Origin of the sequence: Streptomyces sp. NBC_01210 (genome assembly GCF_036010325.1) — a bacterium.
GTDB lineage: Bacteria > Actinomycetota > Actinomycetes > Streptomycetales > Streptomycetaceae > Streptomyces.
In genome coordinates this window covers 1,129,345-1,147,288 of the sequence record NZ_CP108549.1, presented here as the reverse complement: position 1 = coordinate 1,147,288, position 17,944 = coordinate 1,129,345, and the positions used below count along the sequence as shown (strand labels likewise).

16 protein-coding genes and 2 pseudogenes are annotated in these 17,944 nt (G+C 69.3%); 6 read left to right on the top strand and 12 right to left on the bottom strand.

Features of this window, described 5'->3' with window-relative positions:
- Positions 1-219 precede the first annotated feature (219 nt).
- Together OG735_RS05050 and OG735_RS05045 are read left to right on the top strand one after the other, a co-directional pair.
- Positions 220-1,371 (top strand): nitric oxide synthase oxygenase, encoded by a 1,152-nt coding sequence (locus OG735_RS05050; RefSeq protein ID WP_327328209.1) that lies wholly within the window; start codon positions 220-222, stop codon positions 1,369-1,371.
- Between the two features lie 72 nt (positions 1,372-1,443).
- Entirely contained in the window at positions 1,444-2,493 is a 1,050-nt protein-coding gene (locus OG735_RS05045) for a lactonase family protein (RefSeq protein ID WP_327321929.1), read from the top strand.
- A gap of 76 nt (positions 2,494-2,569) precedes the next feature.
- On the opposite strand, the gene OG735_RS05040 is transcribed toward OG735_RS05045, so the two are convergent.
- The 9 genes and pseudogenes from OG735_RS05040 to OG735_RS05000 form a co-directional block, all read right to left on the bottom strand.
- Positions 2,570-3,490, bottom strand: coding sequence for a sirohydrochlorin chelatase (locus OG735_RS05040; protein WP_327321928.1), 921 nt, complete (start codon positions 3,488-3,490; stop codon positions 2,570-2,572).
- 95 nt (positions 3,491-3,585) lie between these two features.
- Complete coding sequence (locus OG735_RS05035) at positions 3,586-4,578, bottom strand: N-acetylglucosamine kinase (protein ID WP_327321927.1); 993 nt, start codon at positions 4,576-4,578, stop codon at positions 3,586-3,588.
- Positions 4,575-5,252 (bottom strand): uracil-DNA glycosylase, encoded by a 678-nt coding sequence (locus tag OG735_RS05030; RefSeq protein ID WP_327321926.1) that lies wholly within the window; start codon positions 5,250-5,252, stop codon positions 4,575-4,577. Before OG735_RS05030 ends, OG735_RS05035 begins: the two co-directional genes overlap by 4 nt.
- A 35-nt stretch (positions 5,253-5,287) precedes the next feature.
- Positions 5,288-6,373, bottom strand: coding sequence for a WD40/YVTN/BNR-like repeat-containing protein (locus tag OG735_RS05025; RefSeq protein WP_327321925.1), 1,086 nt, complete (start codon positions 6,371-6,373; stop codon positions 5,288-5,290).
- Positions 6,374-6,519: 146 nt separating this feature from the next.
- A pseudogene (locus tag OG735_RS05020) lies at positions 6,520-6,831 on the bottom strand (MFS transporter); the annotation flags it as partial.
- Between the two features lie 229 nt (positions 6,832-7,060).
- Positions 7,061-8,599: an FAD-binding oxidoreductase gene (locus OG735_RS05015; RefSeq protein WP_327321924.1), complete on the bottom strand. Its 1,539-nt coding sequence runs from the start codon at positions 8,597-8,599 to the stop codon at positions 7,061-7,063.
- A gap of 524 nt (positions 8,600-9,123) precedes the next feature.
- On the bottom strand, positions 9,124-10,203 hold the full coding sequence (locus OG735_RS05010) for an NADH:flavin oxidoreductase/NADH oxidase (RefSeq protein WP_327321923.1): 1,080 nt from the start codon (positions 10,201-10,203) through the stop codon (positions 9,124-9,126).
- A 118-nt stretch (positions 10,204-10,321) separates the two neighbouring features.
- Positions 10,322-11,134, bottom strand: a complete 813-nt coding sequence (gene ddaH, locus OG735_RS05005) for a dimethylargininase (protein WP_327321922.1) — start codon at positions 11,132-11,134, stop codon at positions 10,322-10,324.
- A 130-nt stretch (positions 11,135-11,264) separates the two neighbouring features.
- Positions 11,265-11,756, bottom strand: a complete 492-nt coding sequence (locus OG735_RS05000; protein WP_327321921.1) for an Lrp/AsnC family transcriptional regulator — start codon at positions 11,754-11,756, stop codon at positions 11,265-11,267.
- 204 nt (positions 11,757-11,960) lie between these two features.
- Between OG735_RS05000 and OG735_RS04995 the strand changes: the two genes are divergently transcribed.
- Both OG735_RS04995 and OG735_RS04990 read left to right on the top strand, forming a co-directional pair.
- The gene (locus OG735_RS04995; RefSeq protein ID WP_327321920.1) at positions 11,961-12,317 is read left to right on the top strand and encodes an ArsR/SmtB family transcription factor; all 357 of its coding nucleotides are present in this window, start codon (positions 11,961-11,963) and stop codon (positions 12,315-12,317) included.
- A 33-nt stretch (positions 12,318-12,350) separates the two neighbouring features.
- A pseudogene (locus OG735_RS04990) lies at positions 12,351-12,596 on the top strand (short-chain dehydrogenase); the annotation flags it as partial.
- A gap of 37 nt (positions 12,597-12,633) precedes the next feature.
- Here OG735_RS04990 and OG735_RS04985 read toward each other — a convergent pair.
- Positions 12,634-14,001, bottom strand: coding sequence for an FAD-dependent oxidoreductase (locus OG735_RS04985; RefSeq protein ID WP_327321919.1), 1,368 nt, complete (start codon positions 13,999-14,001; stop codon positions 12,634-12,636).
- 210 nt (positions 14,002-14,211) lie between these two features.
- On the opposite strand from OG735_RS04985, the gene OG735_RS04980 reads away from it, so the two are divergent.
- On the top strand, positions 14,212-14,901 hold the full coding sequence (locus OG735_RS04980) for a DUF6214 family protein (RefSeq protein ID WP_327321918.1): 690 nt from the start codon (positions 14,212-14,214) through the stop codon (positions 14,899-14,901).
- On the opposite strand, the gene OG735_RS04975 is transcribed toward OG735_RS04980, so the two are convergent.
- Positions 14,879-15,541, bottom strand: coding sequence for a DUF305 domain-containing protein (locus OG735_RS04975; protein WP_327328208.1), 663 nt, complete (start codon positions 15,539-15,541; stop codon positions 14,879-14,881). The genes OG735_RS04980 and OG735_RS04975 overlap by 23 nt on opposite strands.
- 180 nt (positions 15,542-15,721) lie before the next feature.
- Between OG735_RS04975 and OG735_RS04970 the strand changes: the two genes are divergently transcribed.
- Positions 15,722-17,233 (top strand): LVIVD repeat-containing protein, encoded by a 1,512-nt coding sequence (locus OG735_RS04970; RefSeq protein ID WP_327321917.1) that lies wholly within the window; start codon positions 15,722-15,724, stop codon positions 17,231-17,233.
- On the opposite strand, the gene OG735_RS04965 is transcribed toward OG735_RS04970, so the two are convergent.
- On the bottom strand, positions 17,209-17,862 hold the full coding sequence (locus OG735_RS04965; RefSeq protein WP_327321916.1) for a TetR/AcrR family transcriptional regulator: 654 nt from the start codon (positions 17,860-17,862) through the stop codon (positions 17,209-17,211). The two genes, OG735_RS04970 and OG735_RS04965, sit on opposite strands and share 25 nt — an antisense overlap.
- Positions 17,863-17,944 lie beyond the last annotated feature (82 nt).

Genomic DNA, 17,944 nt, shown 5'->3' with positions numbered 1-17,944 from the left:
CACAACGACACAAGGCGCGGAATGAGGCAAATTCACCTGGCACACACAGGGTGGATCAGTCTGTTCAAGGGGTAACCAGAGCGGCATCCACGTACGTCCCCTCCAGGACCGGGGGTACGCGCCATGCGGAAGTCTCTGCTCAGAGCCCTGCGCCGGACCGGTGCACGGGTGTCAGCGCACGAATCGGCGGACGCTCCGGCGCCGGAAGTCCGCTGCCCGATGGGCCACTCCGAGCAGCCGGCGGGCGGCCCGCCCGCCACCCGCGGTGAGCTGGTCGAAGAGGCCGAGGAGTTCATCCGGCTCCATCATCGCGAGGAGCCGTCGGCCGGCGACCCGGCGGGCCGGATCGCCGCCGTACGCGCGGAGATCGAGGCGACCGGCACCTACCGCCACACCCCGGCCGAACTCGTCTACGGCGCACGCGTCGCCTGGCGCAACAGCAACCGCTGCATCGGTCGGCTCTACTGGCGCTCCCTGCGCATACGCGACCGTCGGCACATCGACGACGCCGACTCCGTGGCGCGCGAGGCGGCCGACCATCTTCGCGAAGCCAACAACGGCGGCCGGATCCGCCCGCTCATCACCGTCTTCGCCCCGGACGCGCCGGACCGTCCAGGACCGCGGATCTGGAACGAGCAGCTCGTGCGGTACGCGGGCTATGCCGGCGACTACGGGCCCGCCGTCGGCGACCCGCGCAACGCCGGGATCACCGAGCTCGCCCTCAGGCTCGGCTGGCAGGGCGGCCCGGGCACACACTTCGATCTGCTGCCACTGGTGATCGAGGACGGGGACGGCAAACCGCGCTGGTTCGAGCTGCCGCGCGACGCCGTACTCGAAGTCGAGCTGCACCACCCGGAGCAGAGCTGGTATGCGGGCCTCGGCCTGCGCTGGCACGCCGTACCCGCGATCGCGAACATGTGCCTGGAGATCGGCGGGATCTGCTACCCCGCAGCTCCCTTCAACGGCTGGTACATGGGCACGGAGATCGGCGCCCGCAACCTCGCGGACACCGACCGCTACGACCTGCTGCCGCGTATCGCCGAGCAGTTGGGCCTGGACACGACGAACGACCGCACGCTCTGGAAGGACCGCGCGCTGGTCGAGCTGAACCGCGCGGTCCTGCACTCCTTCGACCTCGCGGGAGTCACGGTCACCGACCACCACACCGAGTCGCGCCGCTTCCTCACACACCTGGACCGGGAGCAGAGCCGGGGCCGTGTTGTGGGCGCGGACTGGTCGTGGATCGTGCCGCCGATCTCGGGCTCCGCGACACCCGTCTTCCACCGGACGTATGACACGACCCAATGGCGTCCCGCCTATGTCCACCACCCTGAGGCGACCGCGCGCGCCCGCGGCGAAGGAGACGCGTAGCCGGAGTTGGTCTAGACCGCCTGCTACCGTCGGCCGGGCAGCAGGCGAATCAGTGGCGGAGAGGGGAATGCTGTGGGCGACAAGAGCGCCGGACGGGCTTTCATCGGGTCGTTCACCTCGGCCGGAGGCCGCGGGATCATCACGGCCGCCGTGGACGGGGAGACCGGGGCCCTGACGGAGACGGGGGCGAGCGACGCCGTCGCGGACCCGTCGTATCTCGCGCTCGCGCTCGCGTCCGGCGGCACGGTCCTCTACGCCGTCTCCGAGACGGCGGAGGGCGCGGTGGGGGCTTTCGAGGCGGACGGGCCGTCGCTGCGGCCGATCGGCGCGCGCGTGCCGGTGTGCGGCGCGGGACCCACGCATCTCGCGATCGCCTCGGGCCATCTGGTGACCGCCAACTACGGTTCCGGCAGCGTCAGCGTGCTCCCGGTCGGGGCCGACGGCGAACCGGTCGCCGCCAGCGGCGTATTGCAGCACGAAGGCTCAGGGCCGCACCCCGACCGGCAACGCGGCCCGCACGCGCACCAGGTACTGCCCGATCCGACCGGGCGCTGGGTGCTCAGCGTCGACCTCGGCACCGACTCCGTACGGGTATGCGTGCTGGACCCCGAGTCGGGCGAGCTGACGGAGCACGGCGAGACCGCGCTGCGCCCCGGCACAGGACCGCGCCATCTCGCCTTCCACCCCGCCGGCGGCCACGCCTATGTGCTGAACGAGCTCGAGCCGACCCTCACCGTCTGCCGCTGGGACGCGGACTCGGGCGTCCTCGAACCGCTCGGCGAGACACCGGTGCTGCCGGACGGCGCGGCCGGGCCCAGCTACCCGTCCGCGGTGGTTGTCTCGCACGACGGCCGCCATGTCTGGGCGGCCAACCGCGGCCATGACAGCATCGCCGTCCTCGCGCTCGACAAGACGCACGAGAAGGCGGAGCTGATCACGACGGTGCCGTGCGGCGGGCACTGGCCGCGCGACCTGGCCCTGGACCCCACAGGACGCAGGCTGTACGCCGCCAATGAGCGCTCCGGAGACGTCACCTGGTTCGACATCGACCCGGAAACGGGGGTTCCACGCAGGTCGGGCTCCCTCGACGTCCCCGCCGCCTCCTGCGTGATCTTCGCCTGACCGTCGTCGGGGTGTTGCGCAAGGGCCCGCACCGTTCGCGTGGTGCGGGCCCTTCTGCGTACGTACGGCGGAGCCGTCAGAGACTCGGCGGGCCCTGAGGCTGCGGCGCGATGCCCAACGCGGTCGCGTACTGCGACAGCACCAGCTTTCCGATCGCCGGGTAGGCCCCGAGCGCCTCGGAGGCGGCGCAGCCCGCCTCCTTCACGGCCGAGTCGAGCAGGCCCTCGGGCAGCTCCGGGCCCACGAGGTACGGCGCCAGGGCGAGCTGCACCGAGCCGGAGCCGCGCAACTGCTCGGCTATCGCGCCGACCGCGCCCTCGTGGTCGAGCGCGGCGGCCATCACCGGCACCGCGAGACGCGCGGCCAGCAGCATGCCGGTGATCCCGGCGGCCTGGACAGCCTCCTCGCCGCCGACTGTGGCCAGGATGATGCCGTCGGCCGCCGTGGCCACGGTGAACAGCCGGGCGCGGTCGGCACGCGCCAGACCGGCCTCCGAGAGCCGGACGTGCAGGGCTTCGGCGAGCAGCGGGTGCGGGCCGAGGACATCGGTCAGCTCGGCGCTCGCGCGGCTGTCCATGACGGCCTGGCGGATCCGGCGCATCAGGACGTTGTCCGGGCCGGCGAGAAGGGGCACCACAACGGCGGCGGGTCCCTCGGGTGCGGCCACTTCACGGCCGGCGGCCTGCGCGATCTCGTACCGCTCGGTGCGCCGGGCGGCGGTGTGCGCGAGGACGCCTTCGAGCGTGGGGTACTCGGCATTGTCCCCGTCGAGATAACCGATGCCGACCTCGAGGCCCGGCAGCTCGGAGCGAGCGATGCTTATGACCTCTTCGGCCAGGCTGCGCGTGGCGGGCGCGGGAGCGCCGGGCACGGCGAGCACGAGCGCGGGCGCGCCCTCAGGAGCCGCTACGGGCTCCGGGCGGCGGTGCCGCCCGGTCTGTCGGGGTCGCGGCATTCGTACAGGCAGGCCGGATGCAGGCCCAGTGGGGGAGCTCATGGCGCCGCATGCTACTGGTTTTGGGGGCGCGACTGTTCGGGGAGGGGGCGGTCAAGCGTCATCTGTCCGCATTTATCCGATGAATGGTGTACGCCTCAGCTGTCCTGCTCTGTCGGTACGTGCAGCAGAGTCGGATGGCGCGGCAGCCGCAGTGAATCGGTGGCGAGCGCGGACGCGATGAGCAACGAGCCGGTGAGCGGATCGCCGGCCGCGGACACCGTCCGTGCGTACGGCAGTTGTCCGGCAAGCTCCGCCCTCAGCGGTACGAGAAGAGGAGCACCCATCCTGAACAGCCCACCGGTGAGGGCGACTTCGCATCCGTCGGGCACATCAGTGGCCGACGGGCAGACGGCCGCGGCCGACTCGGCGATATGCCGGGCGGCCGCCGCGAGGATGTCCGCCGACACCTCGTCGCCGTCCGCAGCGCACCGGCCGACCTCCGGCGCGAAGGAGGCGAGCACCGCGGGACGGTCGGAGCGCGGGTACAGCAAACCCGGCAGCTCCTGCGCCGGACCGAACACCGACTCCATCCTGGCCAGCAGGGCTGCCGAACCGCCACGCCGTCCGTCGTGGGCGCGCAGCGCGGCCTCCAGCCCGGCCCGGCCGATCCACGCGCCGCCGCCGCAGTCGCCCAGCAGATGACCCCAGCCGTCGGCCCGGTGCCAGTCGGACAGGTCGGTGCCCAGCGCGATCAGGCCAGTGCCCGCCGCGACGACCGCCCCGGGCCGCTGGCCGAGCGCACCGGCGTAGGCCGTGACCGCGTCGGCCGCGAGCGCCAGGCGCCGTACACCCAGCGACTCGGCCAGTGCCGCCGGGAGTTCGGCGCGCAGCCGGTCGCCGAGCGTCGCCATCCCGGCGGCGCCGATCGCGACCGCGGACACGGTGCGGCCCCCCGCCCGATCGAGCAGGGTGTGCGCCATCGGCAGCAGTTGCTCCAGCAGATGCTCCGCGTCGATGCCCGCGGCACCGGTGCGCACCGGATCGCGCGACACCTCGGTCCCGGCCTTCCCCGGGTTCCCGGCTTCGGCCAGCGCGACACGCAGCCCGGAACCCCCGGAGTCGACCCCGAGTACCCGGCTCACGCTCACGGAAGCTGCCAGTCCACCGGCTGCGCCCCCTGGCGTTGAAGGAGCTCATTGGTCCGGCTGAACGGACGCGAGCCGAAGAAGCCGCGGTCCGCGGACATCGGGGAGGGATGCGAGGACTCGATCGCCGGAAGGTCGCCGAGCAGCGGGCGGAGATTGCGGGCGTCACGCCCCCACAGCACGGACACCAGGGGCTTGCCGCGTGCGGCAAGGGCCCGGATGGCCTGCTCGGTCACTTCCTCCCAGCCCTTGCCGCGGTGTGCGGCGGGCTTGCGGGGCGCGGTGGTGAGCGCCCGGTTCAGCAGCAGTACCCCTTGCCGGGTCCACGGTGTGAGATCCCCGTTGGAGGGACGGGGATGCCCCAGGTCCGCGTGCATTTCCCGGAAGATGTTGTCCAGGCTGCCGGGCACCGGCCGCACCTCGGGTGCCACCGAGAAGCTCAGGCCCACGGCATGCCCGGGCGTGGGGTACGGATCCTGACCCACGATCAGGACACGCACCTCGTCGAAGGGCTGCTGGAAGGCGCGCAGCACATTCGGTCCGGCCGGCAAGTAGGTGCGCCCCGCGGCGATCTCCGCGCGCAGGAAGTCGCCCATCGCGGCGACGCGTTCAGCCACTGGAGCGAGCGCATCGGCCCACCCGGGCTCGATGATTTCTTTCAACGGTCGTGCTGCCACGGGGCGTCACTCTACTGGTGCGGCGGCGGTGCGTTTCACCCCATGGCCGCCGCCCGCACACAGAGCACATCCGGCAGATGGGAGGCGAGCAGCTGCCAACTGTCGCCGTCGTCCGCGCTCGCGTACACCTCGCCGTTGCGATTGCCGAAGTAGACACCCGCCGGATCCGCGTCGTCCGTGCACAGCGCGTCCCGCAGCACCGTCCCGAAGTGATCCCCTTCGGGCAGCCCGGCCGACAGGGCCTCCCAGCTGCCGCCCGCGTCGTTCGTACGGTAGACGCGGCAGCGACGCCCGGCAGGCACCCGGTCCGCGTCCGCCGTGATCGGGAAGACATAGGCCGTGTCGGGACGGTGCGGATGCGCGGCGACCGCGAAACCGAAGTCGGACGGCAGACCCGCGCCGATGTCCGTCCACTTGGCACCCGCGTCGTCGCTGCGGTACACGCCCCAGTGATTCTGCAGATACAGGCGGTCCAGATCGCCGGCGTCCTGCGCGATCTTGTGGACGCACTGCCCGAACTCCGGATGGGGGTCGGGCAGGAAGACCGCCGACACTCCCTGGTTGGACGGCGCCCAGCTGCCCCCGCCGTCCTTGGAGCGGAACACCCCGGCCGTCGACACGGCGACCGTCACGGCCTCCGGGTCACGGCGGTCGGTGACCACTGTGTGCACCGCCTCACCGCCGCCGCCCGGCACCCATTGCGAGCGGGTCGGGTGCTCCCACAGGGGCCGTACGAGCTCGAAGGTCTCGCCGGCGTCGTCCGAGCGGAACAGGGCGGCGGGCTCCGTGCCCGCGTACACCACGTCAGGCGTGGCGGGACCGGCCGGATGCAGCTGCCAGACCCGTTCCAGGGACGCTCCGGTGTCCTTGGGGAACTTCACCGCCGGCTTCGTCGGCTCGATCCAGGTCTTGCCGAGGTCGTCGGAGTGGAACACCGAAGGACCCCAGTGCGCGCTGTCGCCGCCGACCAGCAGCCGGGGCACGGATCGGCGCGTATCGATCCCGATCGAGTACACGGCCTGCGCATTGAAGTGCGGGCCGTCGAACTCCCACGTGCCACCGCGCCTGCGGCCGATGAAGAGCCCTTTTCGAGTGCCTACAGTCAGAAGTACATCGGTCATGGCCGATACCTCCAGGACGCCGTTGTCTCGGATAGGGGCCAGTCTGCACCCGCCCACTGACAGTGGCCCGTGGGCGGCTCTCGCGCAGGTAGGCCCGGAGGGAAAGCGCGGGACGGCTCGGTCGACGACAGAACCGACTCACGTCCTCAGTGCAGACCGGCCGGGGCCCCGGGACTCATCGGTGCCGCCGGGGCGAATCTGCCGGAGCCGTGCAGTCCGCGCAGAGCGTCGGCGCAGGCGAGGCCGAGCGCGAGGAGTGCCGGCCAGGGCAACGCGGACAGACCCGCCTTGCGCGAGGCATTGAGCGCGGCGCCCGTCAGCAGGTTCCCGAGGGTGATGCCGACGCCGCAGAGGGTGTTGTAGAGCCCGTAGTGGGTGGCGATGAGGCGGTCTCCGGAGAGACGGACGATGGTCTCCATCTCGAACGGGTACGCGATCATCGTGCCGATGGCCGGCAGGGAGCCAACCGCGCCGTGCACCAGGCGGTGACGCGACTCTGGCTGGAACAATCACTGACGCGGTTCGTGACCAATGGCGGGCCGGGATACCTGTGCGCGCGGTTCCCGGCACCTATGTGTGCTTGCCGTTGCAACTCGACAAAAGGGTGCCGGGGTTGGAGTCGCGCCCGCATCCCAGACACAGCGAACGGGTGGCTCCGGGCTGACGTAGGTCACGCGCGCCCGTGCCCTAACCGGAATGGGGTCCCGAGTGCGAATGTCCGGCAGCATCTGTCGCGGGCGGGATGCTCTGCTCGTACTGGAAGACGTTGTGGGGGTCGTACTCCGCCTTGACCTTGCGCAGCCGGTCGAAGTTGGATCCCCAGTAGGCGGTTTCCCAATCAGCCGTTCCGATGTTCGGAACGTTGACGTAGGCGCCGTTCACATAGGGCCGCAGCGCCTGGCTGAACTCAGCGATCCAGGCCTGGGCCTTCGGGGTGATCGCGTCGCCGCTGCCTGATTGTCCCCGAGTCCCCCAGCCGGCGCCGGGCTCGGAATAGAAAAGCGCGTCGCGATGCGGGAACGCCGTGCCGCCGCGGGGCTCGCTCCTCTTGACCGCCCCGCCGAAGGCCTGGGTGAAGAAGTTGCTGTCATCCGAGGGGGCGTCTTGCATGAATGAGGCGATCAGACTGATCGCTTCCTTCGGGAACGGCTCGGTGGTGAACTGCGAGAAGAACTTCCAGTTCGCGGGCTCATCCTCGGTCGGAATCTGGAATCCCGCATATACGTCACCCCAGTTACCGACCTGTCCCGAGACACTGGGCGTGCCGACCGAAAGGATCGGAGCCAGCAGCTCTTCCGCCTCTGCCACCGACCCTTCCGCGAGAACCCCGAACAGCAGGATCACGCCTTTGTGGATCTCAAGCTGGGTTCCGAGGCGGTTATCGGTCCTCGGTGCCGTACGCTGCCACGCGTCAAAGACCCCATGCAGGTCCTCGAGGCCGTTCCATGTCGCTTGCACATAAGCGACGCTCTTCAGTGGAGCCACCTTGTACGTGAGTGAGGTAACGATCCCGAAGTTGCCGTTTCCCGCCCCACGGAGCGCCCAGAGCAGATCCGAGTGGTTCCTCCCGTCCGCCCTGATCACCTCGGCGCACTCGTCACCCGACGCGACGACGATCTCAGCCGCCTTCAGGCTGTCGCAGGCCATGCCGAGGTAGCGGGTGAGGAAGCCGAAGCCGCCGCCGAGCGTCGCACCGGACAGGCCTACGGTGCCCTCCGTTCCGGTCGTAACCGCAAGGTCCTTCTCTGCGAGCGTGGTCACCGCTTCCAACTGGCTGAGGCCGGCGCCGACTGTCGCGATACGGGCATCAGTGTCGATGTGGACCGACTTCAACTCGCTGACATCGATCACGATGCCGTTGTCCACGTTCGACCAGCCTTCCAGGCTGTGGCCGCCGCTCCGCACCCGCAGCGCGACGTCATGCTGCCGCGCCCACGTGAGGGCGTTGACCACGTCCTGGGTCTCCTGGGCGTAGACGATGACCAGCGGATAATGAACGAAGAGCTCGTCCCAGCCGAGGCTCGCGCTTGCGTACGCGGGGTCGTTGGGACGGACGATGCGGCCGGTCAGCACCGCCGGCTTACATTTCCCGCCTCTGGGCTTTTTACTCGCGGCGCTCGCGCCCGCTGCGCCTGCGGCCGTAATTCCCGGAATAGCGACCGCGCCGGCGCCTGCGGCCGCCGTCGCCTTCAGCAGGCCGCGACGAGAAAAATCGTGCATGGTCATGGTCCGTATCCTCTCGACCGGACTACGCCAGTATTTGGCTAAGGCAAATCTTGTCCGCCAGCCGGCGCGTGAAATCCTTTGTGGACAATCCCTGGGGCCCGCAGAGTAACAGCGGTGACCCTGGGCGGTTTTACCCGACACGCTAATTGGGGGCGATATCCTGAAGGCGGATGTATCTGTCCTGCTGCGCGACGGCGACCGCGGAGGTCATCGTCGCGGGAGAGATGTGCCCGGAGCCGTCTTCCACACCGATGCCGTGCGTTCAGAAGACGCCGAGAAGGATGCCGAGCCACCACGGACGCGACGTGCCTGCCCCGAGGCGGCTGCGTCGTACGCCGAAGGGCGACCGGGCCGAGATCATGACGCGATGCCAACTCTTCGTGCCCAACTCGCAACGCATGCCGACCCGGTGCTTTCCGTGCATCACCCGGGGGCGCCCCAGGTGACAGGTGCCATGTGAGTGCACGCGGCAACAGGGTCGCGAGAGCCGGCGGGATGCGGCCGCCGGCTCTCGGGTGCACACGTCAGACGGACCGGTGGTACTGCTTGGGGACGCGGATGTCGCCGCCGAGCTCCCGGGCGGCGTTCCTGGCCCAGGACGGGTTGCGCAGCAGCTCGCGGCCGAGCAGGACCGCGTCCGCCTCGCCGTTCGCCAGGATCTTCTCGGCCTGCCCGGCCTCAGTGATCATGCCCACCGCGGCGACCGGGAGACCGGCCTCTCTCTTGACCCGGGCGGCGAACGGCACCTGGTAGCCGGGGCCGGTCGGGATGCGGACCCGCGCGGCGTTGCCGCCGGTCGAGACATCGAGCAGATCGACGCCGTGCTCTTTCAGCAGCGAGGCGAAGTGCACCGTGTCGTCGGCCGTCCAGCCGGCCTCCTCCAGCCAGTCGGTGGCGGAGATACGGAAGAACAGCGGCAGCTCGTCGGGCCATACGGCGCGCACCGCGTCGACGACCTCGAGCGCGAAGCGGACCCGGTTCTCGAAGGAGCCGCCGTACTCGTCGTCACGGTGATTGCTGTGCGGGGAGAGGAACTCGCCGATCAGATAGCCGTGTGCGCCATGGATCTCGGCGATCTCGAACCCGGCGTCCAGGGCGCGGCGGGCCGCGTCAGCGAACTGCCCGGCGATCTCCCGTATCTGAACAAGCGTCAGCTCCTCGGGGACGGGGTGCCCCTCGTCGAACGGGAGCGGACTGGGTCCGAGTGGCTGCCAGCCGTGCTCATCGGCCCCCACCGGCGCGCCGCCCTTCCAGGGGCGGTCCGTCGACGCCTTGCGGCCGGCGTGCGCCAACTGGATTCCGGGAACGGTGCCCTGGCTCTTGAGGAAGGAGGTGATCCGGCGGAACGCCTGGACCTGGGTCTCGTTCCAGATGCCGAGGTCGGCGGGGCTGATCCGGCCCTCGGGGCTGACGGCGGTCGCCTCGGTCAGGATCAGTCCCGTGCCACCGGTGGCGCGGGCGGCGTAGTGGGCAAAGTGCCAGTCGTTCGCCACGCCGGCGTTCGGCCCGAACACCTCGGCCGAGTACTGGCACATCGGCGCCATCCAGGCACGGTTGGGGATGGTCAGCGATCGCAGGGTGTAGGGCTGGAACAGCGCGCTCACGACGGACTCCATTCGGGGCGGGACCGGTGTACGACTCGTACGATACCCATCGTAGTACGGAGGGTGTCAAACTACGAGAGGTGTCGTACAAGATGCGGTCCCGTCGCGCACGGGGGCACTACTCGCGGATCTCCTGGGTGCAGCACTTCGCTCCACCGCCCGCCTTGCGGAACTCCGAGAGGTCCACCGGGGCGGGGACGTAGCCGCGCGCCGCGATGCTCTCCATGAGGCCCGTCGCGTCCTGGGCGATCACCACATTGCGTCCGTCGGAGAGGGAGTTGAGCCCAAAGGCGAGTGCGTCCTCCCGCGTGGAGATGACCGCGTGCGGGAAGAGAGCCTTGAGTACCTTCTGACTTCCCTCCGAGAAAGCCGCCGGATAGTAGGCGATATTCTCGGCGTCAAGCGCGAACAGTGCCGTGTCCAGGTGATAGAAATGCGGGTCGACAAGGTGAAGACTCACCGTCGGCGCGCCGAAGAATTCCTGTACCTCGTGATGGGCCGCAGGAAGGGTGCGGAATCCGGTGCCGGCGAGGATGTATCCGCCGACCGGGGTGAAGTCGCCTTCTCCTTCGCAGGTGTGGGACGGGACGCGCGTCTCGAATCCGGCGTTTTCGAACCATTTCCGGTAGTGGGCGGCCTCTGGCTGTCGCTCGGGTGCGTGGAACTGCGCGCCGAACACCTTGCCGCCGAGTACGAGTGCCGAATTGGCCGCGAACACCATGTCCGGGAGGTCGGTGACCGGATCCACCGTCTCCACGGTGTGGCCCAGTTCGCGGTAAAGGGATGTCAGTGCGTTCCACTGCTTTCGGGCCGTGCCGACATCGACCGGCTCCTCCGATGTCATCCACGGGTTGATGGCGTACCGGACGTCGAAGTACTCCGGCGGGCAGACAAGGTAGCGGCGCTTCGTCGCTGTACGGATGGGCGGCATCCTCGATTTCCTTTCGCCGTGTTGCCGGGGCACCGACCACGCTATTGATGTGTGACGCACAGTGACAAGATGAATGAGTTGCGTACATCCGCAACTATGTTGCGCGTACGAGGCTTTGAGCCACCACTTGTTAAGCGGTGTCGGGTGCGAGGCGTCCCGATCCGGCCTCCGGGCTGCCCGGCAGGAGGTGATTGAGCACGATGAAGCTGTTCGTGGCCTTCACGAAGGACTCCGAGCGGATCCGCTCCAGGATGTCTTCGAAGTGCGCGACATCGAGTGCTCTGATGTGCAGGATCGCGTCGGCGCGCCCGGTGACGGTCACGGCCGACTGGATCTCGGGATGGTTGCGAACGACCTCCGCCAGCCTCCTCGGCGGGGCGGCGTCGTCGCAGAACACCTCCACATACGCCTCGGTGTGCCAGCCCAGCGCTGAGGGCTTCACCACCGTGGTGAAGCCCGTGATCACCTCTTGCTCCCGCAGTCGGTCCACCCGGCGCTTCACGGCGGGTGCCGACAGGCCGATCGACACGCCGATCTCCCTCAGGCTCGCCCGCGCGTCCGCCATCAGCGCCGCGATGATCTTGCGGTCGAGTTCGTCGAGCTCAGCTCCGCGCCGGGACATGGAGTCATCTCCTCCTTCGGGGTGCACCGCGCGTCACGGCAGAGCGCACAGTAACCCGTCGGTGCAGCTCAGGGTGCGAGAGCGGCTCGATGTGGCGTCGGGCGGCGCTCTGTGCCGACTTATACGAGATTCATCGTATTACGATAAATATCAAACTACGAGAGGCCTCGTACAATGGAGTTCCTTCAATGAAGTGGAGCCGCCGTGACCACCGCGACAAGCCCCCGCGTGCTCGCCCACCCCACGCGTGAGGAGATCCGCTTGGAGAACGTGCTCCACGCGCTCTCCGACCCGATGCGGATGCGCGTGGTACGTGACCTTGCGACGGCAGAGGTGAGCCTGTCGTGTTCGCACTTCGATCTGCCCGTCACCAAGTCCACGACCACCCACCACTTCCGCGTGCTGCGCGAGAACGGCGTGATCCAGCAGACCTACCACGGCACCTCCAAGATGAACGAACTGCGCCGCGGCGATCTGGAAGCGCTCTTCCCCGGACTGCTCGACTGCATCCTCGGCGCGGCGGCACACCAGGCGGACCGTCTCGGCGTCGGCGACAAGTAGGCCGTGTCCGGAGCGGGTTGACATCGAGCGCACTCCAATTGGGCGGTGACCGGCCTCGCCGAGAACACCCGCCGCATGGTCACCGAGCACGGCATCGGCGTGACCCTGATCGCTCCGGGACGGGTGGAGACTCCTTTCTGGGACGGCATGGGCAGCCTTCCTCCCGGGATTCTGCTGACCGCCGACCAGCTCGCCGAGTCCCTTGTGTGGGCCATCGGGCAGCCGAGCGGAGTCGACGTCAACACCGTCGTCGTCAGGCCGATCGGGCAGCCAGTGTGACCGGGCGGGCCCCGCGCGCAGCCTTCTGCGACAGGCTTCAGACGTGCGTGGCGCCACCCGCCGCACTCAACAGACCTGGCCAGTCGGCGATTTTCACGGACCGTCGGCCGAGCGTCAGTCCCAGTGCCGACTCCGCCGCCTCGATCGCCATCCAGCCCGGCCACGGGACCGGCTGGTGCCCCGACTCCCGCAGTGCGGCCAGCGGGTCGGCGGCGACGGGGCGCAGCGTGAGCATCGCGGCGTCGTCGAGCAGTGATGCCACCGTCTCCTTGGCGCACGGCCGGTTGGTGCCGATCACTCCGGTCGGACCGCGTTTGATCCACCCAGCCACATACTCCCCGGGCGACGGCACACCGTCCCGCAGTACCCGTCCGCCGGTGTGCGGCACCGTGCCGTGCTCGGCGTCGAACGGCAGACCCGCCGGCGGCACTCCGCGGTAACCGACCGCCCGCAGCACCAGCTGCGCCTCGATCTCCTCGTACCTGCCGGTGCCCTGTACGCCTCCGCCGCCGTCCGGAACGGTGCGCTCGAACCGTACGCCCGCCACCCGCCCGCCGTGCTCCAGCAGCTCCACCGGACGCAGGAAGAACCGCAGATGGATCCGGCGGTCCTGCCCTTGCGGCGGCTGCCCGGCCCAGCCGCGTACGACGTCGAGATTGCGGCGGTTGACCGCCGGCAGGGTGGTGGGTGCGCTGCCCGATGGATCGGCGTACGCCGGGTCGAGCGCGAGGTCCTCGGGCTCGACCACCACTTCCGCCGCGGGCAGCGAACCGAGCTCGCGCAGCTCCTTGGTGGTGAACTTCGCCTGCGAGGGACCGCGCCTGCCCACCATGTGCACCTCGCGCACCCGGCTGACCGCGAGCGCACCGAGCGCCGCCTGGGGCACATCGGTGGCGCGGAGCTCCTCCGCGCCCCGGGCGAGGATACGGGCCACGTCGACGGCCACATTGCCGACGCCGATCACCACGGCCGAACGGGCACCGAGCACAAAGCCGTTGCCCGACGCATCGGGATGTGCGCTGTACCAGGAGACGAATTCGGTGGCCGAGTGGCTGCCGGGCAGATCCTCGCCCGGCACGCCGAGCCGGCGGTCCTTGGCGGCGCCGACGCAGTACACGACCGCGTGGTAGAGCTCCAGCAGCCGCCCGGGGTCCAGCCCGTGCGTGCCCACCTCGACATTGCCGATGAAGTCGATCCGCTCGTGTTCGAGCACAGTGCGCAGATTGTTCTGGAGGGACTTGATCTTCTCGTGGTCGGGCGCGACCCCGTAGCGCACGAGTCCGTACGGGCAGGGGAGCCGGTCCAGGACGTGCACACGCACATCCGGCACCCGACTCTGCTGGACAAGGGACTGCGCGGCGTAGACCCCACTGGGTCCCGATCCGACGACGGCGACGCGAAGCACAGCTGCGCTCCTTCCCGCAGGGGGATTCCAGCATCGCACCGGTGGGCGGAGATGGGGGAGATGCGCTAACGGGGTGTGTTGTGGCGCCGTGGCGCGCGTGCCGCCACAAAGAGTGATGATTTGCCTGGTTGCGTGCTAATTGTGCAAGAAACTACGTTTCTTAACGTTAGTGATCGGTACGAACCGATTGAGGCGTTGCCGTACCCGCCGGTGTGGGAGCTGCAGGGGCGCGGCACGGTCACCTGTGGCACGGACTCGCTCCAGGAGGCGTGCGAGGTCGCCCCGCCCTGGTTCAATGTCCGGCTGACCTTTGCCGACGGTGCCCGGCTCGATGTTCTCGCCGTCGTCGCCGACGGGCGGATCGCCATCGAAGAATTGCGGGCCGACCCGCCCCTGCCGCTGGAGGGCTTCGCGGTGCTCGCCGACCGGCTCAGGGATCCACTCGAGGACGCCTGCCGGGTGGCCATGGAGCAGCCCGGGGCGGAGGAGGCGGCTCCGGTCGCGCCCGGCGACACCGGGCGGGCTGACGCGCCATCGCCCGACCGCCGTCGGGCTCGCTCCGCCGTGCCGCGCGGCAGCGCCCTCCGACGGATCGCGGCCGACGTCTACCGGGCCGCGCAGCAGGACGGGCGCGACCCCGTGCTCGCGGTGATGGGTGCCACCGGGCGAAGCCGCCGTAGGTCGCTCCGGCTCATCGCGGGCGCCCGGGACGAGGGGTATCTCGCGCCGCGCCACAACCGCCGCAGGGCCGACCCGGCGCCCACGCCCGACCCGGTGCGTGCGTCCGAGCCGCAGGCCGTGTCCGACTCGCAGGGTGTGTCCGACCCGGAGGGCGGGCCCGACGCGGTGGACGGGCCGGACGGGGTCGAGGTGCCCCTCACATCGAACGCATCCGGTTGATCTCGCTCGTCTGCTGCGCGATCACATCGTTCGCCATCTCCTCGACGAGGACGTTGTTCCCGCCCGAGAGGACATTGGTGGCCATCGTGATCGCACCCTGATGGTGGGTGATCATCAGCGCCAGGAAGAGTTCGTCGAACGCCTTGCCCTTCGCCGCGCGCAGCTGGGCCAGTTGGGCCGGGGTGGCCATTCCGGGCATTGCGCCCGGACCGTGGTCATGACCGCCCTTCCCCTTCGCCCCGCCGTTGCTTTTGAGCCACCCCTGCATCGCGGCCAGTTCCGGCTTCTGTGCGGCGGCTATGCGCTCCGCCAGCCGCTTGACCTGCGTCGATCCAGCGCGATCCGGTGCCAGTGCGGTCATCTGCAGTGCCTGGCCGTGGTGCGTGATCATCATCTGTGCGTAGGAGAAGTCCGCCGCGTTGGGAGTGTCGTCCGGGGCGGCCTTCGCGGCTTCCTCCGCCGAGAGTGTCTTGGCCGGCTCGCCCGGCTTCCCGGGTGCCACCACGGACGGCCCCGCTGCCCCTTTGGCCTTGGCGGGAGCGTCGGAGTCCGACTCGCAGGCGCCCAGGGCGAGTGCGGCGGCAGTGACCGCTGCCGCGACGACGGACCTGCGGACACGCGCGGTCCTACGGCGGTTCAACACGGTGACCTCCTGGGGCACTTGGGGTTTTTGGGGACCGTCCTAGCACTCTTCCGCACACCGTTGATCAAGAACTTTCATTACGTCTCTGTTGCCATCTATTGAGATGTACATGGAAAGGAAGATACTGCCGAGGGTCCGTGAACCGTTCAACCGCGAACGGATACAAGGGAGGACGCAGTGACCCTGTTGCACACCACCCGAGTGCGGCGCAGACGTCTGGGCGTGGCTGCAGCCGCGGCCGGGCTCCTTGCCACGCTGCTGGCGGCCGGACCCGCGGTCGCCACACCAGACCCCGGGGACGCGCCCGCCCAGGAGAAGGTCTCCTCGGAGCAGGCCGCCGAAGCCAGATCGGCCATCGCAAGCGGCGAGATACCCCCTGTCGACGCAGTCGTCCACAGCGACAATGTCGAGCACCTCACCAACATCCCCAAGGACGCCCTCAAGGGGACCAATTCAGACCTGGCCTTCCAGGGCAAGTACGCCTTCGCGGGCAACTACGACGGCTTCCGGATCTTCGACATCAGCAACCCGAGGGCCCCGAAGACCGTTGCGCAGGTCCTGTGTCCCGGATCGCAGAACGACGTCTCGGTCTCCGGTGACCTGCTCTTCCTCTCCACCGACTCCTCGCGCAACGACAACTCCTGCAACAGCGTTTCGCAGCCCGCGACGGAGAAGTCGTCCTGGGAGGGCATGAAGATCTTCGACATCAGCGACAAGGCCAACCCCAAGTACGTCGCCGCCGTCGAGACCGCGTGCGGATCGCACACGCACACCATCGTGCCGGAGCGTCGCAACGTCTACATCTACGTCTCCTCGTACTCGCCGAGCGCGACCTTCCCGGACTGCCAGCCGCCGCACGACGGAATCTCCGTCATCAAGGTGCCGCGCAAGGCCCCCGAGAAGTCGGCGATCGTGAACTTCCCGGTGCTCTTCCCGGGCGAGGGCCCCGACGGCGGTGGCAACCCCGGCTCGCCCACCAACCCGGGCGTCGCCAAGACCACCGGCTGCCACGACATCACGGTGCTGCCGTCCAGGGACCTGGCCGCCGGCGCCTGCATGGGTGACGGCATCCTGTTCGACATCGAGGACCCGGAGCACCCGAAGGTCATCGACCGCGTCCAGGACAACGTGAACTTCGCGTTCTGGCACTCGGCGACCTTCAACCAGCGGGCCAACAAGGTCGTCTTCACCGACGAGCTCGGTGGCGGCGGCGCGGCCACCTGCAACGCCCAGATCGGGCCGAACCGCGGCGCCGACGGCATCTACGACATCGTTGGCAGGGGCGACCATCGCAAGCTGGTCTTCCGCAGCTACTACAAGATCGGCCGCTACCAGGCGGACACCGAGAACTGCGTGGCCCACAACGGCTCACTCATCCCGGTCAAGGGCCGCGACATCATGGTCCAGGCCTGGTACCAGGGCGGGGTCTCGGTCTGGGACTTCACCAACTCCTCGAAGCCCAAGGAGATCGCCTACTTCGAGCGCGGCCCGCTCAGCGCGGACACGATATCGACCGGCGGTGCCTGGTCGGCGTACTACTACAACGGCTACATCTACGCCAATGACATCGCCAAGGGCTTCGATGTGCTGAAGCTCGACGACCGTCGGACGGACCCGGCGAAGCGGGTGCGGATGCACGAGCTCAATGTGCAGACCCAGCCCGACTACTTCGACGACTTCGACCACTGATCCCGGGTCTCCTGACGCGTTCCGCCGGGCGGCCTGCCGCCCGGCGGAACGCCGAGTTCCCAGTCCAGCCCGTACCGCTGGAACAGCTCCGCGCGCAGCCGTGCCCGCGGCATCGGTGCGCCGGGCAGCAGCATCGCGAAGACCGCGCCCATCAGCAGGGCACGCAGCAGCGGGTAGTCGGCGTCGACATCGGGTGATCCGTACCGCTCCATCGTGTCCCGCAGCAGGAACGCGAGGCGTTGCTGCTCCGGGCCCTGCACAAAACCATCGGCCTGCAGTACCCCCGACATATGGGTCCGCATCAGAAGGGGATGGTCGACCGCCAGCCCCAGAATCGCGTCGATCGCCCGTGCCAGCCGCTCCCGCCCGTCATCGGCGCGCGGCTCGCGCTCGAGCGCCGCCTCGAGCGTCAGGTGCATCAAGCGGTGCACGGCCGCCTGCAGGAGCTGACGCTTTCCGGGGAAGTAGTACGAGACCAGTCCGCGTGCCGAGCCCGCCCGGTCGGCGATGTCGGCCAGCGTGGTCGCCTCGTATCCGCGCTCTCCGACGAGCTCCACCGTCGCCTGCAGAAGCCGCTCCCGGGAACGCCGACGAAGCTCTTCATTGACCGATGCGCTCCGCGGGGACATGCTTGACTCCTGCGTTGACTGGCTCCGAGCCAATATACTCAGGGCGTCCCACTGCGAGGCCCTCAGGGCCTGGTCAGCAGGG

Bases quoted from the DNA above. Each gene is read 5' to 3' on its own strand.
- OG735_RS05050 (WP_327328209.1), top strand. From the start codon at position 220: ATGGGCCACTCCGAGCAGCCGGCGGGCGGCCCGCCCGCCACCCGCGGT.
- OG735_RS05040 (WP_327321928.1), bottom strand. From the start codon at position 3,490: ATGAGCTCCCCCACTGGGCCTGCATCCGGCCTGCCTGTACGAATGCCG.
- OG735_RS05025 (WP_327321925.1), bottom strand. From the start codon at position 6,373: ATGACCGATGTACTTCTGACTGTAGGCACTCGAAAAGGGCTCTTCATC.
- OG735_RS05015 (WP_327321924.1), bottom strand. From the start codon at position 8,599: ATGACCATGCACGATTTTTCTCGTCGCGGCCTGCTGAAGGCGACGGCG.
- ddaH (WP_327321922.1), bottom strand. From the start codon at position 11,134: ATGCCGCCCATCCGTACAGCGACGAAGCGCCGCTACCTTGTCTGCCCG.
- OG735_RS05000 (WP_327321921.1), bottom strand. From the start codon at position 11,756: ATGTCCCGGCGCGGAGCTGAGCTCGACGAACTCGACCGCAAGATCATC.
- OG735_RS04965 (WP_327321916.1), bottom strand. From the start codon at position 17,862: ATGTCCCCGCGGAGCGCATCGGTCAATGAAGAGCTTCGTCGGCGTTCC.